Annotated in this window: 11 protein-coding genes and 1 pseudogene; 7 read left to right on the top strand and 5 right to left on the bottom strand. The window is 75.6% G+C overall.

Annotated features, from left to right (window positions below; all coding sequences use genetic code 11):
• Positions 1 to 145 precede the first annotated feature (145 nt).
• Genes ACME2J_RS13285 through ACME2J_RS13310 form a run of 6 tightly spaced genes read left to right on the top strand, consistent with a single transcriptional unit; the run spans position 146 to position 8,551 of the window.
• Positions 146 to 958 carry a glycosyltransferase gene (locus ACME2J_RS13285; RefSeq protein WP_495545405.1) on the top strand — a complete coding sequence of 271 codons (813 nt, stop codon included), beginning with the start codon at positions 146 to 148 and terminating at the stop codon, positions 956 to 958.
• Positions 945 to 2,117 carry a glycosyltransferase gene (locus ACME2J_RS13290; protein WP_495545406.1) on the top strand — a complete coding sequence of 391 codons (1,173 nt, stop codon included), beginning with the start codon at positions 945 to 947 and terminating at the stop codon, positions 2,115 to 2,117. Before ACME2J_RS13285 ends, ACME2J_RS13290 begins: the two co-directional genes overlap by 14 nt.
• A complete protein-coding gene (locus ACME2J_RS13295) occupies positions 2,114 to 3,199 on the top strand; it encodes a polysaccharide pyruvyl transferase family protein (protein ID WP_495545407.1) in 1,086 nt (361 codons plus the stop codon). Before ACME2J_RS13290 ends, ACME2J_RS13295 begins: the two co-directional genes overlap by 4 nt.
• The gene (locus ACME2J_RS13300; RefSeq protein ID WP_495545408.1) at positions 3,196 to 5,964 is read left to right on the top strand and encodes a glycosyltransferase family 39 protein; all 2,769 of its coding nucleotides are present in this window, start codon (positions 3,196 to 3,198) and stop codon (positions 5,962 to 5,964) included. The genes ACME2J_RS13295 and ACME2J_RS13300 overlap by 4 nt, the downstream gene beginning before the upstream one ends.
• On the top strand, positions 5,961 to 7,505 hold the full coding sequence (locus tag ACME2J_RS13305; RefSeq protein ID WP_495545409.1) for a glycosyltransferase family 2 protein: 1,545 nt from the start codon (positions 5,961 to 5,963) through the stop codon (positions 7,503 to 7,505). The genes ACME2J_RS13300 and ACME2J_RS13305 overlap by 4 nt, the downstream gene beginning before the upstream one ends.
• On the top strand, positions 7,502 to 8,551 hold the full coding sequence (locus ACME2J_RS13310; protein WP_495545410.1) for a glycosyl hydrolase family 8: 1,050 nt from the start codon (positions 7,502 to 7,504) through the stop codon (positions 8,549 to 8,551). The genes ACME2J_RS13305 and ACME2J_RS13310 overlap by 4 nt, the downstream gene beginning before the upstream one ends.
• A 102-nt stretch (positions 8,552 to 8,653) precedes the next feature.
• Here the strand turns inward: ACME2J_RS13310 and ACME2J_RS13315 are convergent, their stop codons facing one another.
• Both ACME2J_RS13315 and ACME2J_RS13320 read right to left on the bottom strand, forming a co-directional pair.
• Positions 8,654 to 9,688 (bottom strand): aspartate-semialdehyde dehydrogenase, encoded by a 1,035-nt coding sequence (locus ACME2J_RS13315; RefSeq protein WP_495545411.1) that lies wholly within the window; start codon positions 9,686 to 9,688, stop codon positions 8,654 to 8,656.
• Positions 9,685 to 10,956, bottom strand: a complete 1,272-nt coding sequence (locus tag ACME2J_RS13320) for an aspartate kinase (RefSeq protein WP_495545412.1) — start codon at positions 10,954 to 10,956, stop codon at positions 9,685 to 9,687. The genes ACME2J_RS13315 and ACME2J_RS13320 overlap by 4 nt, the downstream gene beginning before the upstream one ends.
• Positions 10,957 to 11,021: 65 nt before the next feature.
• On the opposite strand from ACME2J_RS13320, the gene ACME2J_RS13325 reads away from it, so the two are divergent.
• A complete protein-coding gene (locus tag ACME2J_RS13325) occupies positions 11,022 to 12,290 on the top strand; it encodes a glycoside hydrolase family 3 N-terminal domain-containing protein (protein ID WP_495545413.1) in 1,269 nt (422 codons plus the stop codon).
• Between the two features lie 17 nt (positions 12,291 to 12,307).
• On the opposite strand, the gene recR is transcribed toward ACME2J_RS13325, so the two are convergent.
• The 3 genes and pseudogenes from recR to ACME2J_RS13340 form a co-directional block, all read right to left on the bottom strand.
• Positions 12,308 to 12,922: a recombination mediator RecR gene (recR, locus tag ACME2J_RS13330; RefSeq protein WP_495545414.1), complete on the bottom strand. Its 615-nt coding sequence runs from the start codon at positions 12,920 to 12,922 to the stop codon at positions 12,308 to 12,310.
• 21 nt (positions 12,923 to 12,943) lie between these two features.
• Entirely contained in the window at positions 12,944 to 13,282 is a 339-nt protein-coding gene (locus ACME2J_RS13335) for a YbaB/EbfC family nucleoid-associated protein (protein WP_495545415.1), read from the bottom strand.
• Positions 13,282 to 13,989: pseudogene (locus ACME2J_RS13340) on the bottom strand (hypothetical protein); the annotation flags it as partial. The pseudogene ACME2J_RS13340 and the gene ACME2J_RS13335, both read right to left, overlap by 1 nt.

Consider the following 13,989-nt stretch of genomic DNA (forward strand, 5'->3'; position numbering starts at 1 on the left):
ACACCCCTCACGGCCGCCGCCGGGCGCGGCCAGCACAAGGACGACCAGGCTCCGCCGAGCGCGGAGACGGAGGGAGCGCGGGTCCCTCCTGGTCCACGGCGTCGTCGTCGCACTCTCACGACCCCCTTTGCACGAGGAGGCTGCCTTGCGGCTCGACATCATCTTCCCGGCCCACAACGAGGAGGCGCGGATCGGCGCGACGCTCGATGCGTACCGCGCGGCGTTCAGTGACGCCGCGACGCGCTTCGTCGTCGCGATGGATGCCTGCACCGACGGCACCGCGGACGTCGTCGAGGCGCACCGCGCACGCGATCCGCGGGTCGTCGCCCGCTGCTTCCCGAAGCTCGGGAAGGGCGGCGTCCTCTCCGAGGCGTTCCGCCGCAGCGACGCCGACGTCGTCGGCTTCGTCGACGCCGACGGGGCGACACCGCCGTCGGAGTTCGGCCGCCTCGTGCGCGTCGCGCGCCGCTACGGCGGCGCGATCGCCTCGCGGAGCCACCCCGCGTCCGTCCTCCCGGCCAGCCGCCCGGTGGCCCGGAAGGTGACGAGCGCGGGGTTCTCGCTCGCGACGCGACGCCTCCTCCGCCTCCCCTATCGCGATACCCAGTGCGGCGCGAAGGCGCTGCGCCGGGACGTCGCCGACGCGCTCATCCCGCGCCTCGAGGTCACCGACCTGCTGTGGGACGTCGATCTCCTGCTCGCGGCCCGCGAGACGGGTCAGCCGATCGCCGAGGTCCCGACCGTCTGGGTCGACCAGGACGGCTCTCGGGTCGACCCGGTCGCCGACGCGACGAGGATGGGCCGCTCGCTCGTGCGCCTGTGGCTCTTCGGGCGGCGCCGTCGGCCCGCCTCCGCGGACGCAGCGCCGCCGCTGACCGCGGAGGACCGGCGCGCCGCCGCACCGGACCGGCCCGCGGCCGGCGAGGACGTCCGGGAGGTCGCCCGTGTCGGCGCCTGACGTCACGCTCGTCGGGCCCTACCCGGCCCCCGGCCATCGCCACGACGGCTGGACCGGCGTCGCGTCCTACACCGCGAATCTCGCCGGCGCGCTCGCCGACGCCGGCGCCGACGTCCACGTCGTCGCCCTCCGCGAGCCCGGGCTGCCCGCCCGCCACTGGGACGGCATGGTCAGCGTCGAGCGGGCGTTCGGACGGGGCAGCGGTGCTCTTCCCGCCGCGGCGCGCGCGGCACGCGCGACCGGCGCCCCGGTCGTCCACGTGCAGCACGAGACGTTCCTCTACGGAGGACCCGACCACGTGCCCGGCCTCGTGGCGGGGCTCGCCCGCCTGCGCGGCCGCCGGCGTCGCACCGTCGTCACGATGCATCACGTCGTCGACCCGGCGACGATCGACCGCGCCTTCGTCGCGATGCACGGCGTGCGCGCGCCCGTCGGCGCCGTGAGGGCGGGACTCGGCGGAGTCTCGACCGCGATCCGCCGGCTCTCCGACGCGGTCATCGTCCACGAGCCGTCGTTCGCCGCGACGCTCCGTCGCGCCGAGGTCGTCGCGCATGGGATCGAGCCGGGCGAGCCGGTGACGCGTGATCCCGCGCGCCGCGCCGCCCGCGGCATCGACCAGAATCGCCTCGCGGTCCTCGCCTTCGGGTTCCTCGCGCCGTACAAGGGGCTCGAAGCGCTCCTCGAGGCGGGACGCCTCGCCCGTGACGAGGTGCAGGTCGTCGTCGCCGGCGGCCCGCACCCGCGCCTGGCGGCGGCCGGCGACGACTACGCCGACCGGCTGCGCGCCTCCCACGGGGACGACGCCGCCTTCCTCGGCTTCGTGCCCGACGACGAGCTGCCGGCCCTCTTCGCGGACGTCGACGTCGCGGCCTACCCCTACCCGCGCCCCGTCTCCTCCTCCGGCGCGCTCGCGCTCGCGCTCGCCCACGGCACTCCCGCGATCGTCTCGCCGGCGCTCGCCAGGACGATGGACGCGCCGGACGCGCTCGTCGCCCCGACCGGCGCCGAGAGCCTCGCGGCACGCCTCCGCGAGCTCGCGACCGACGACGGCGCCCTCGGCGAGCTCGCGAGCACGACGCGCGTGCTCGCCGCCGGCCGCTCCTGGGCCGAGGTCGCGCGGCGCCATCTCGAGATCTACGCCAAGGAGTCGACCCGATGAGCTCGATCCTCCTCGCAGGCGCCTTCGGGCAGCGCAACCCCGGCGACGACGCGCTCGCCGAGGCGTTCGCGCGGGCGCTCCCCGATCACGAGGTCGTGGCGACCGCGGGCCGCACCGACCTGCCGGTCGTCGCCAGGAGGATCCGCGATGCGGACGCGATCGTCGTCGGCGGCGGCACCGTCTTCAAGGAGCTGCCGAGCTCGACGGGGCGCCCGCCGCTCGACCTCCTCTCCCGTGCGCTCGGGCTCGCGGCCGCCGCGAAGGCGACGGGCCGCCCGTTCGCGATGGTGGGCGTCGGGGCGGGACGGCTCCGCTCCAAGCGCGCCCAGGCCCTCGTCCGTCGGCTCGTCCGCCAGGCCGACCTCCTCGTCCTGCGCGACGACGAGTCGGCGGAGGCCCTCTCCGCGATCGGCGCACCGACGCCGATCCGGGTCGGCGCCGACGCGGCCTGGCCGCTCCTCGACGGCGTGCCCGACGGCGGCTACCACCCCGCCGGTGCCGTGCGCGTGGCCCTCTCCCACGAGGCGGGCGACGAGGAGCTCGCGCGACGGATCGCGGCCGCGCTCGTCCCCGTCCTCGCCTCCGGGAGCCCGGTCGAGCTCCAGCCGTGGCAGGTGGGCGGGCCGGCGGAGACCGACGACCTCGACCTCGCCCGGGCGATCCGCGACGAGCTCGGCAGCTCGGCGCAGATCGTCCTCCCGCCCGAGAGCCTCTCCGACGCCGCCGACGGGATGCGCGGCTGCGCCGCGGTCCTCGCGATGCGCTTCCACGCGATCCCGGCGGCGTGCGTCGCGGGCGTCCCGGTCGTCGCCTACGACCACGAGGCGAAGCTGCGCGGCCTCGCCGGGCGGCTCGGCGCCCCCGCGCTCGGACCGGAGGCGGCGCCCACCGCGCTCGGGGACGCGCTCGTCGCCGCCGCGTGCTCGGGTCCGGTCGTCCGCGCCTCCGCCGTGCGCGGCGAGATCGCAGCGGCCGAAGAGGGCTTCCGGCTTCTGCGGCTCCTCCTCGACGGGGGCCGGACCTTCGCGGACGCCGCCGCCATCGGCGAGCTCCCGCTTCGACCCGAGGAGTGGACGCGATGAGCACGATCGCCGGCTCGCCCACGACGCACCGCCCGCGCGTCTCGACGCGGCTCCTGCTCCGCGAGCAGACCCTCGTCGCCGCCGGGCAGATCGGCGCCGGCGTCGGCAACCTGGCCTTCGCGCTCCTCGCCGCACGCGTCCTCGCGCCCGGCGCCTTCGCCGAGCTCGCCGTCTTCCTCGCGCTCTTCCTCGTCATCCACGTGCCTCTCAGCGCGCTGAGCGCGGGGAGCGCCGCGATGCCGGGATTCGCCGCACGGCACCGTCACCGGGCGCTTCTCGCCGGCCTCGGCGCCGGCGCGACCATCGGCGTCCTGTCGCTGCCGCTCGCGAGCGTCCTCGGCCTCCCCGCCGGGCTCATCCTCGTCCTCGCGGTCGGCGCCCCGTCCGCCGGCTGGCTCGCGCTCGAGCGCGGTCGCCTCATCGGCGAGCGGGCCCACGGCCGCGCGATCGCGAGTCTCGCGGCCGAGCCCGGGATCCGGCTCGCGCTCGGGCTCCCCCTCGCGGCGACCACGGGCGCCATCGGCGGCGCCGCCGGCGTCGTCGCGGGGGGCTGGATCGCCCTGCTCGTCACCCGGCCCGGCCTCCCGCAGCGCCTCAGCGGCACGGCGCGGCGAGCGGCTCCGACGACCGCGGGGCTCGCGACGGCGGCGTTCCTGCTCCTCGCGATCCTCCAGAACGCCGATCTCGTCCTCGCCAACGCGGCGCTCGGCGAGCTCGACGCGGGGCGCTTCGCGATCCTCTCCACGCTCGGCGGGGCGGCTGCCCTCGCGACGACGACGGTGCCGCTCGTCCTCCTCCCGCGCACGGGCCAGGACGGCCGCGCTCTCGCCGCCGCGCTCGGTCTCGCTGCCGGTCTCGGCGCGCTCGCGCTCGCCGTCGCCGCCGCGCTCCCGGAGTCCGCCCTCGGAGCCGCGTTCGGACGGGAGTACGAGCCGATCGCCGGCCTCGTCCCGCCGTACGTCGCCGGCATGGCCCTGCTCGGCGTCGGGCGCGTCCTCGTGGCCGAGCGGGTCGCGAGTGGACGCGGCCGCCCGCTCGTCGCGGCGCTCCTCCTCCTCGCGGCGGCGCACGCTGCGTCGATCGTCATCCTCGGCGACGACCCGCGGACGATCGCCGCGATCACGATCGGCGCCGCGGCGACGCTCGTCGTCGTCTCCGCCGCTGCGGGCCTGCTCCCGGCGACCGCGGCCCCGCCGAAGCCCGCGGAGCGACCCGCGCCTCCGAGGCCGGGACGGGACCCCGTTCCCGGCCCGGCAGCGGACGCGACGGTCCGCCCAGCACCGCCCTCCGACGCGAGCGCCGCCGGGGCCTCGGCGACCCGCGTGCCGTGGGCCGCGCTCGGGGCGCTCACCGCGGTCGCGCTCGCCGTGCGGCTCGTCATCACGCGCGGCATCTGGCTCGACGAGGCGACGTCCGCGCTGCAGGCCCAGATGCCGCTCGCGGACCTGCTCGAGAACCTCCGGACGACGGACGTCCATCCTCCGCTCCACCACCTCGTGCTCTGGCTCCTCGCCCAGGTCGCGGGGACCGGCGAGCTCGTCCTGCGCGCGCCCTCGATCGTCGCCGGGACGCTCCTCGTCCCCGCGCTCTACGCCCTCGGCCATCTCCTCTGGGACCGCCGGGCCGGGCTCCTCGCCGCCGGCCTGGCGACGGTCGCGCCGTTCCTCGTCTGGTACGCCCAGGAGGCGCGGATGTACGCGTTCTTCATGCTCTTCGCCGTCATCGCGCTCATCGGCCAGGTGTGGGCGATCGACGGCGGGGGCGTCCGTGCCTGGGTGCTCTACGCCGCGGCGACCGTCCTGCTCCTCTGGACGCAGTACTTCTCGATCGCCTTCGTCGCCGTGCAGCAGGTCGCCTTCCTCGTGGTCGTCGCCTCGCGCGCCCGCGCCGACCGGCAGGCCGCGCGCCGCTTCGCCGGCGCGTGGCTCGGGGCGACGGCCCTCGTCGCGCTCGCCGCCCTCCCGGTCGCCGACCTCGCGCTCGATCAGTTCAGGGCGAACGAGGCGGCCGGGCGCGGCTTCGACGAAGGCCCCTCACGCGCCGGTGACATCTCCGGGGAGGGCTCGCGCCCTGACGTCTACGTCGTCCTCACGAACCTCGTGTGGGGCGTCCTCGGCTACCACTCCGACGAGACGCTCGGGAGGCTCACCGCCCTGTGGCCGCTCGCGATCCTCGTGACGCTCTTCCTGCTCGGCCGCCGGCCGACGTGGCGGGCCCATCTCGTCGCCGCGTGCGCGTTCGTCCCCCTGCTCGTGCTCCTCGCGGCGGGCATGGCGAAGCCGTTCCTCTTCGAGGTCCGGTTCTTCGTCGCGACCGCGCCCCTCCTCATCCTCCTCGTCGCGCGGATCGCGACGGCGTGGACGCGGAGCCGCGTCGCGCTCGCGACGTCCGCGACCGCGCTCGTCACCCTCTTCGCGGTCGCGACCGCCGACCAGCTGTTCAATGGCACGAACCCTCGGCGCTACGACTTCGAGGGCGCGCTCGCCGCCGTCGAGCAGCAGATGCAGCCGGGCGACGTCCTCGTGTACGAGCCGTCGTACCTCGACGACATCGTCCGCTACTACGAGCCGGACCTCCGGTCGGCCCCGCTCGCCGAGGGCCTGCCGGAACGCCGCTGGGCGCCCCGCGTCTTCTTCATCTCCTCGTTCTCCGATCTGCCGGTCCACCGCCGCAACGCCGACCGGGCGCGGCGCGCGCTCGCCGACGAGCGCAGGGTGATCGGCCGCTTCTCGCGTCCCCAGGTGGAGGTGACCGTCTACCGATGAGCACGACGACCGACGATCCGCGGCTGCGCGCCCCCGACTGGGACGCGCGTGGGACGGCCGCCGACTCCCGGCGCGCGCGGATCCTCCTCCTCATCGCGCTGCCGCTCGCGCTGTTCTACCTCACGTGGCTGCTCGATCCCGGGCGCGTCGGGACGCCCGTGCTCTACGGGCTCCTCGTCGCGGCCGAGCTGTTCAACCTCGCGCAGGCGACGGGCTTCTGGCTCACGACCTCGCGACAGCGGCGCCGCCGACCGCGCGCGCCGTCGGGCGCCCACTGCGTCGACGTCTTCATCCCGACCTACGACGAGCCCGTCGAGGTCGTCGAGCCGACGGTCGCCGCGGCCGTCCGGCTGCGGGGCGCGGACGTCCGCGTCTGGCTGCTCGACGACGGCGACCGCGAGGAGATGGCGGCGCTCGCCCACCGCCACGGCGCCCGCTGGGTGACGCGCGAGGAGCACGTCCACGCGAAGGCGGGCAACATCAACCACGCCCTTCGGCTCACCGCCGCGCCGTTCGTCGCGATCCTCGACTGCGACCACGTCCCCGACGAGCGGTTCCTCGAGGCGACGCTCGGACACCTCGAGTGCCCGCACACCGCGTTCGTCCAGACGCCGCAGTACTACGCGAACTGGCGGCGCAACCCGATCTCGGCGGCGTCGTGGGCGCAGCAGGCCCTCTTCTTCGGTGCGATCGCGCGCGGGAAGGACGGGCGCGACGCGATGTTCTGCTGCGGGACGAACGTCGTCTTCCGGCGGGAGGCGCTCGAGGACGTCGGCGGCTTCCCGACGGGCTCGCTCACCGAGGACTTCGAGCTCTCCGTGGAGCTGCACCGGCGCGCCTGGCGCTCGGTCTACCTCCCGGAGGTGCTCGCCCGCGGGCTCGGTCCCGAGGACATGGCCTCCTACGTCTCCCAGCAGCAGCGCTGGGCCCGCGGCTGCCTCACGGGCATGCGCGCGATCCTCCGCGCCCGCGATCTGCCGGTGGGCCTCAGGGTCCAGCACGCCCTGTCGTCGCTCTACTTCCTCACCGGCTGGACGATCCTCGTCTACATGGCGATGCCCGTCGTGCGCATCCTCACCGGCGCGCAGCCGCTGTCCTCGGCGAGCGGCGACGCGTTCCTCCTGCACTTCGCGCCGTACTTCGGCTTCGCCCTGCTCAGCGTCGCGATCATGGGCTCCGGCACGTACACCTTCCGGGCCTACGCCCTGCAGGTCGCGTCCTTCTGGATCCACGTGCAGGCGACCGTCCTCACCGCGCTCGGCCGCCGCGGGACGTTCGTCGTCACGCCGAAGACCGGCGCACACGGACGGCAGATCAGACCCGTGTGGCCGCCGCTCGTCGCCCTCGCCACCCTCGCCGCGGCGGCGACGTACGGGCTCTCGCAAGGCGCCTCCCCCGGGACGCTCAACAACGTGGCCTTCGCGCTCCTCCACATCACCGTCCTCTCGACGGGCATCGGAGCCGCGCTCTTCCCTCCGCGCCCGCAGCCGGCCGCGAGCGCGGCGCCGGCCGTCGCCGGCGCGACCCCGGCGGCCTCATGACGGGGCGGGCACGCAGGGTCGCCGCCGCGGCGCTCGGCGCCGTCGCGCTCCTCGCCGCCCCCGCCTGCAGCGGCGGGGACAGCGGAGCGACGGGGGCCGGGGGCGCGACGGCGGTCCGCGGGGCGACGGCGACCGGCACGAGCGATCCGACCGAGCGGTTCCTCGACGAGTACGTGACCCGCGCCGGACGCGTCGTGCGCCGCGACCAGGGCGGCGACACGGTGAGCGAGGGGCAGGCCTACGCGATGCTCCTCGCGGTCGCCGCCCGCGACGAGCGGACCTTCGCTCGGGTCTGGCGGTGGACCCGGAGGAACCTCCAGCGCGGCGACGGCGCGCTCGCCTGGCACTGGCGGGACGGGCGGATCCTCGACGGCCAGCCGGCGACCGACGCCGACCTCGATGCGGCACGGGCGCTGCGGATCGCCGCCGGGCGCTTCGACGAGCCCGCCTACAGGCGCGCGTCGCGCCGACTCGTCCGCGTCATCCGTCGCGACATGGTGGACGACGGTCTCCTCCTCGCGGGACCGTGGGCGCGCGAGGAGCGGTGGTTCAACCCGTCCTACGTCTCACCGCGCGCGGCGCGGACGCTGCGCCTCCGGGCCGCGGGCGCCGGCCGGATCCCCGCCGTGCTCGACGGCCACGCGCTGCCGCCGGACTGGGCGCGCGGCACGCGCCCGTCGCCCTCGCCCGGCACGGGGTCGCCGCCGCACTACGGCTTCGACGCCGTGCGGCTGCCGGTCCGGCTCGCGGAGTCCTGCCGCCGGTCCGACCGGCGCATCGCGGGGAAGATGTGGCGGGTCCTGCGGACGGACGCCGGCCGTCTCCCGCGCGACCTCGACGGCGAGCCCGAGCCGGACGCCTTCCTCCATCCCGTGGCGCTCGTCGGGGCGGCGGGAGCCGCCCATGCGGCCGGCGACCGCAGGGACGCCCGCAGGCTCCTCGACCTCGCCGCGGCGCGCGACCGCGAGAACCCCACGTACTACGGCGCGGCCTGGGTCGCCCTCGGCCGCGAGATGCTCGTCCGCAAGCGCCTCGGCCGCTGCTGACCGCCCGTCCGGGCGAGCGGGACCGCCCGCCCGCCGGCCGTGAGTGTGGATCCATCTGGCCGAGAGCCAGGTGGATCCACACTCACGCGCTGCGGGGGCGTGTCAGTCCTTCGGGACGATGCCGCGCTCCACGAGGAGCTCGGCGATCTGGACGGTGTTGAGCGCCGCGCCCTTGAGGAGGTTGTCGCCGACGACGAAGAGGTTGAGGCTGTGCGCGTCGGCGAGGTCCTCGCGGATGCGGCCGACGCAGACCTCGTCGCGCCCGGCCCACTCCATCGGGGTCGGGACCTCGTCGAGGAGGACGCCCGGCATCTGCTCGAGGGCCTCGATCGCGCCTTCGCGGGTCGGCATCTCGCGGAACGTCGCCTTCAGCTCGATCGCGTGCCCGACCATCACGGGGACGCGCACGCAGGTCGGGGAGACGGCGAGGTCGCGGATCCCGAGGATCTTGCGCGACTCGTTGCGCATCTTCATCTCCTCGTCCGTGTAGCCCTGCTCCTGCTCGGAGCCGAGCCACGGGACGACGTTGAAGGCGAGCGGCTTCGCGTGGACCTTCGCCTCGACCGACGCGAACGCCTCGGCCCCGCGGTCGACGAGCGCCTCGCGCTGCGCGAGGAGGACCGGGGTCTGCTCGGCGAGCTCGTCCATGCCCTTCTGCCCGGCGCCGCCGGCGGCCTGGAAGCTCGTCGCGACGAGCGCGGTGAGGCCGTAGGCGTCGTGCAGCGCCTTCATCGGCGGCATGAACGCCATCGTCGTGCAGTTCGGGTTCGCGACGATGCCCTTGGGCAGCTCGTCGAGCGCCTCCGGGTTCACCTCGCTGACGACGAGCGGCACGCCGTCGTCCATGCGGAACGCCGACGAGTTGTCGACGACGATCGCGCCCTTCTCGGCGAAGCGCGGCGCCCACTCGCGGCTCGTCGCGCCCCCGGCGCTGAAGATCGCGATGTCGAAGCCGCCGATCGTGCCGTCCTCGATCGGCTGGCAGACGAGCCCGCCCTCGAGGGTCTTCCCGACCGAGCGCTCGCTCGCGAACGCGACGACCTCGCTCGCGGGGAACCCGCGGCCCCGCAGCAGGCGGAGCATCGTCGTGCCGACCGCGCCGGTCGCGCCGACGACCGCGACGCGCACGCCGCTCATGCGAACTCCCCGAAGGGCTGCTCGGGACGGATCGTGTCCGGCCCGGAGAGGTCGAAGGCGCCGTGCAGCGCCTTGACGGCCTCGGGGACCTGGTCGCCCGCGACGACGCACGAGATGCGGATCGGCGATGTCGAGATCATCTCGATGTTGATCCCCTGCTCGCCGAGGGTCGTGAACACCTTCGCCGCGATGCCGGGGTGCGACTTCATGCCGGCGCCGACGATGGAGACCTTCCCCATCGACTCGTCGGTCATGACCTCCATCCCGTGCTCGGCGACGAGCCCGGCGAGCGCCTCCCTGGCGGCCTCCACGTCCTCGCGGGGGACGGTGAAGGACATGTCGGCCTTCGCCCCCTCGGTGACGGGCTCGTTCTGGATGATCATGTCGATGTTGACGTTCGCGTCGGCGAGCGCGGTCGTCACCCGGCCCGCGATGCCCGGAGAGTCCGGGACGCCGAGGAGCGTGATGCGCGCCTCGCCGGTCGAGTGGGTGACGGCGGTGATGAGCGGGTTCTCCACGGGTGTGTCCTCCTCGGAGACGACGACCGTTCCGGGGGCGTCGTCGAAGCTCGAACGGCAGTGGATGCGCACGCCGTGATTGCGGGCGTACTCGACGGAGCGCAGCTGCAGGACCCCGGCACCGGAGGCGCTCATCTCGAGCATCTCGTCGAACGAGACGACCGGAAGCTTCTTCGCGTCGGGGACGATGCGGGGGTCGGCGCTGAAGACGCCGGCGACGTCGGTGTAGATCTCGCAGACGTCGGCGCCGACGGCGGCGGCGAGGGCGACGGCGGTCGTGTCGGAGCCGCCGCGGCCGAGCGTCGTGACGTCCTTCGCGGTCGAGACGCCCTGGAAGCCGGCGACGAGCACGATCGAGTCCTCGTCGAGGGCGCTCTTGATCCTGTCCGCCCGGACGTCGAGGATCCTCGCCTTCGTATGGGACGTGTCTGTCACGATGCCGGCTTGTGAGCCGGTCAGGGAGATCGCACGGTGGCCGAGATCGTTGATCGCCATCGCGCACAGCGCGCACGAGACCCGCTCACCCGTGGAGAGCAGCATGTCCATCTCTCGGGGGTCCGGGCTCGGCGAGACCTCGAACGCGTCGGCGATGAGCCGATCGGTCTCCTTGCCGCGCGCCGAGAGGACGGCGACGACGCGATGACCCGCCTCGCGCTTCGCGACGATGCGGGCGGCGGCGCGCTTGAGGCGCTCGGCGTCGGCGACGGACGTGCCGCCGAACTTCATGACGACGGTCGATGTGGCGTTCATCGGGACGCCGGAGTGTACGAGGCGGATGCCGCCGCCCGCCGCGCGCCCGCCTCGGGGGTCACGCGATGAGCGTCCACGTGCGCCGGCGGGTCGTCGCGCTCGTCGTCGTCCTCGCCGCCGCGGCGGCCGCGTTGCCGCTCCTCCTCGACTCGGGCGACGGCCCCTCGGCGCCGCAGAGCGCCGGCGGCCCGGCGTCCGGCGCCGGCGAGCCGGAGCGTCGCGGCGTCTCCCTCCTCACCGCCCTCGCACCGCTCCTCGAGGGGGCCGGCGACGCCGGTGACGAGGGCGCGGTCGCCGGGGAGACGGCGTCGGGTGGGACGTCCCGGCCGGCGGGCGGCGACCTCGGGCTCTCGCCGGCCCGCGCGGCGGCCCGCCTCTTCGTCGTCGGCTTCCGGGGGACGGACGCGACCGCGCCGTTCTTCGAGCGCCTCGCCACGCGCGGCTGGGGCGGCGTCGTCCTCGACGCCGGGAACGTCCTCTCGCGCCCGCAGGTCGCCGAGCTCACCGCCGCGCTCCGCTCGACCGCGCGGGAGGCGGGGAACGCGCAGCCGATCGTCGCGATCCGCCAGGCGGGCGGCGCCGACTCGGAGATCGGCGACGCGCCGCCGCGGCCTCAGTCCGACCAGTCGAGCGCCGACGCGGCCGCCGCCGAGGCCCGCGCGGCGGGCAGGCTCCTGCGCGAGCTCGGCATCGGGATGACGCTCGCCCCCGACGCGGACCTCGCCTCGGCGGGGGGACCGTGGCAGAACCGCTCGTTCAGCGAGGATCCGCGCGAGGTGACGGCGCGGGTGCGCGCGGCGGTCCGCGGCTACCGCGAGGCCGGCGTCGCCGCCGCCGTCGGCCACTTCCCGGGCGAGGGCGCGGCCTCGCAGGACCCGCGGCTCGGCACCGCCTCGGTCGGGCTTCCCCTCGAGGAGCTCATGAAGCGCGACCTGCGGCCGTTCGCCGCGGTCGTCGACGCAGCCCCCGTCATCGCGATGAGCGAGTCCCTCTACGCCGCGTTCGACGGCGTGACCCCCGCGACGCTCCTCCCCGAGGCCGTCGACCTCCTGCGCTCGTCGGGCTTCGACGGCGTCGTCCTCTCCGGCGATCTCGGCGCGGCGACGTTCGCGACCGGCGGCTCGCCGGCCGAGGCGGCGGTCGAGGCGCTCCTCGCGGGGTGCGACCTGCTGCTGCTGCGCGGCGACCAGCGCGACCAGGAGGCCGCCGTCCAGGCGGTCGCACGCGCGATCCGCCAGGGCACGATCCCCGCGGGCCGGGTCCAGGAGGCGCTGCGCCGGGGTCGCGAGCTGCGCGAGCGCTACGCGCGCGAGGCGCTCGTGCCGGGCGCGTAGGGCGCGGCCGGCGGCCCCTACAGCGCCCGGCGGCCCGCGAGCGCCTTCCCGAGCGTCACCTCGTCGGCGTACTCGAGGTCGGCGCCGACCGGGAGTCCGGAGGCGAGCCGGCTCACGACGACGTCGGGCGTGCGGTCGCGGAGGCCGGCGGCGATGTGGTGGGCGGTCGCCTCGCCGGTCGTCGTCGGGTTCGTGGCGACGACGACCTCGCGGATGCGCTCCTCGCCCTCCTGCGGCGTCGCGACCCGGCGGTAGAGCTCCTCGATGCGGAGATCCTCGGGGTCGACCCCGTCGATCGGGCTGAGCGCGCCGCCGAGGACGTGGTAGCGGCCCCGGTACTCGTGGGTGCGCTCGAGCGGGACGATGTCCTGCGGCTCCTCGACGACGCAGACGAGCGTCGGGTCCCGCCGCGCGTCGAGGCAGATCTCGCACCGCGGGCCCTCGGCGAGGTTGAAGCACACCTCGCACGTCCCGATCCGCTCCTTCACCTCGCGGATCGCGTCGGCGAGCGCGAGGGCCGTCTCGGTGTCCGACCGCAGGATGTGGAACGCGAGCCGCTGGGCGGTCCGCTGCCCGATGCCCGGCAGGCGACCGAGCTCGGTGACGAGCCGCTGGACGGACGGAGCCTGCACGGGCGTCTGGCCGGCGGGCGCCTAGGCGCCGAAGCCGGGCGGGAGGCCCATCCCGCCGAGGTCCATGCCGCCGGTGAGGCCGCCCATCGCCTCGGCCGCCTTCTCCTGGGCCGCGCGCAGAGCCTCGTTCGTCGCCGCGAGGACCATGTCCTGGAGGAGCTCGGGATCGTCGGGGTCGATCGCCTCGGGGTCGATCTTGATCTCCTTCACGACGAGGTCGCCGGACACGATCACTGAGACCATCCCGCCGCCGGCGCTCGCGGTCACCGTCTCGTCCTTCAGGCGCTCCTGCGCGGCCATCATGTCGGCCTGCATCTTCTGCACCTGCTTGAGCATCTTCTGCATGTTCGGCTGAGGCATCAGCTCTGCTCCTCGGCGGTCGGGGTCGGTGAGGCGGGCATCGCCGCGGGGTCGCCGTCACCGTCGCCGTCCGGCTCGGCGATGACCTCCTCGGCGTCGAACGTCGACTTGAGACGGGCGAGGAGCTCCTCCTCGCCGAGCGGCTTGTCCGCGTCGGCGCGCACGGGATCGACCTCGCTGAGGTCGCGCAGGTCGAAGACGACCTTCACCTTCATCCCGGTCATGGCGCGGATCGCCTCGACGAGCGCGTCGCGGTTGGGCCGGTCCTCGGCCTTGCGCCGCAGGAAGTCCTTCGACGGGTCGAACGCGACGACGACGTCGTCGCCGCGCAGCTCGACCGGGAGGGCCTCGGCGAGGACGGCGCCGAGCATCGGCGTCTGCTCGCGGATCGAGGTGAGGACCGCGGGCCAGAGCTCGGCGAGCATGCCGAGGTCGGCGGGCGCCGACGGGACTTCCTCCGCAGCGGCCGCCCCCACGGGGGCGGGCGCGGCCTCGGGGACCGGTTCCGGCGCCGCCTCGTGCGCCGCTTCGGGCGCGGGCGGCGGCACGACCTCGAGCACCGGCTCCACGGTCTGCGCCGGCGCGGACGCCGAGGGACCCGACGGCCCGGGCACCGCGGCCTCCGCGGGCGGCGGGGGCGAGGCGGGCGTCGCCGCGACCTCGGGACCGCCCCAGGCCGAGGCGGGCGCGGGCGCCGAGGCGGGACC

It is taken from the genome of Paraconexibacter sp. (genome assembly GCF_059438195.1).

Coding starts and splice junctions, on each gene's coding strand:
- ACME2J_RS13295 (WP_495545407.1), top strand. CDS start 2,114: ATGAGCTCGATCCTCCTCGCAGGCGCCTTCGGGCAGCGCAACCCCGGC.
- ACME2J_RS13300 (WP_495545408.1), top strand. CDS start 3,196: ATGAGCACGATCGCCGGCTCGCCCACGACGCACCGCCCGCGCGTCTCG.
- ACME2J_RS13305 (WP_495545409.1), top strand. CDS start 5,961: ATGAGCACGACGACCGACGATCCGCGGCTGCGCGCCCCCGACTGGGAC.
- ACME2J_RS13310 (WP_495545410.1), top strand. CDS start 7,502: ATGACGGGGCGGGCACGCAGGGTCGCCGCCGCGGCGCTCGGCGCCGTC.
- ACME2J_RS13315 (WP_495545411.1), bottom strand. CDS start 9,688: ATGAGCGGCGTGCGCGTCGCGGTCGTCGGCGCGACCGGCGCGGTCGGC.
- ACME2J_RS13320 (WP_495545412.1), bottom strand. CDS start 10,956: ATGAACGCCACATCGACCGTCGTCATGAAGTTCGGCGGCACGTCCGTC.
- ACME2J_RS13325 (WP_495545413.1), top strand. CDS start 11,022: ATGAGCGTCCACGTGCGCCGGCGGGTCGTCGCGCTCGTCGTCGTCCTC.
- ACME2J_RS13335 (WP_495545415.1), bottom strand. CDS start 13,282: ATGCCTCAGCCGAACATGCAGAAGATGCTCAAGCAGGTGCAGAAGATG.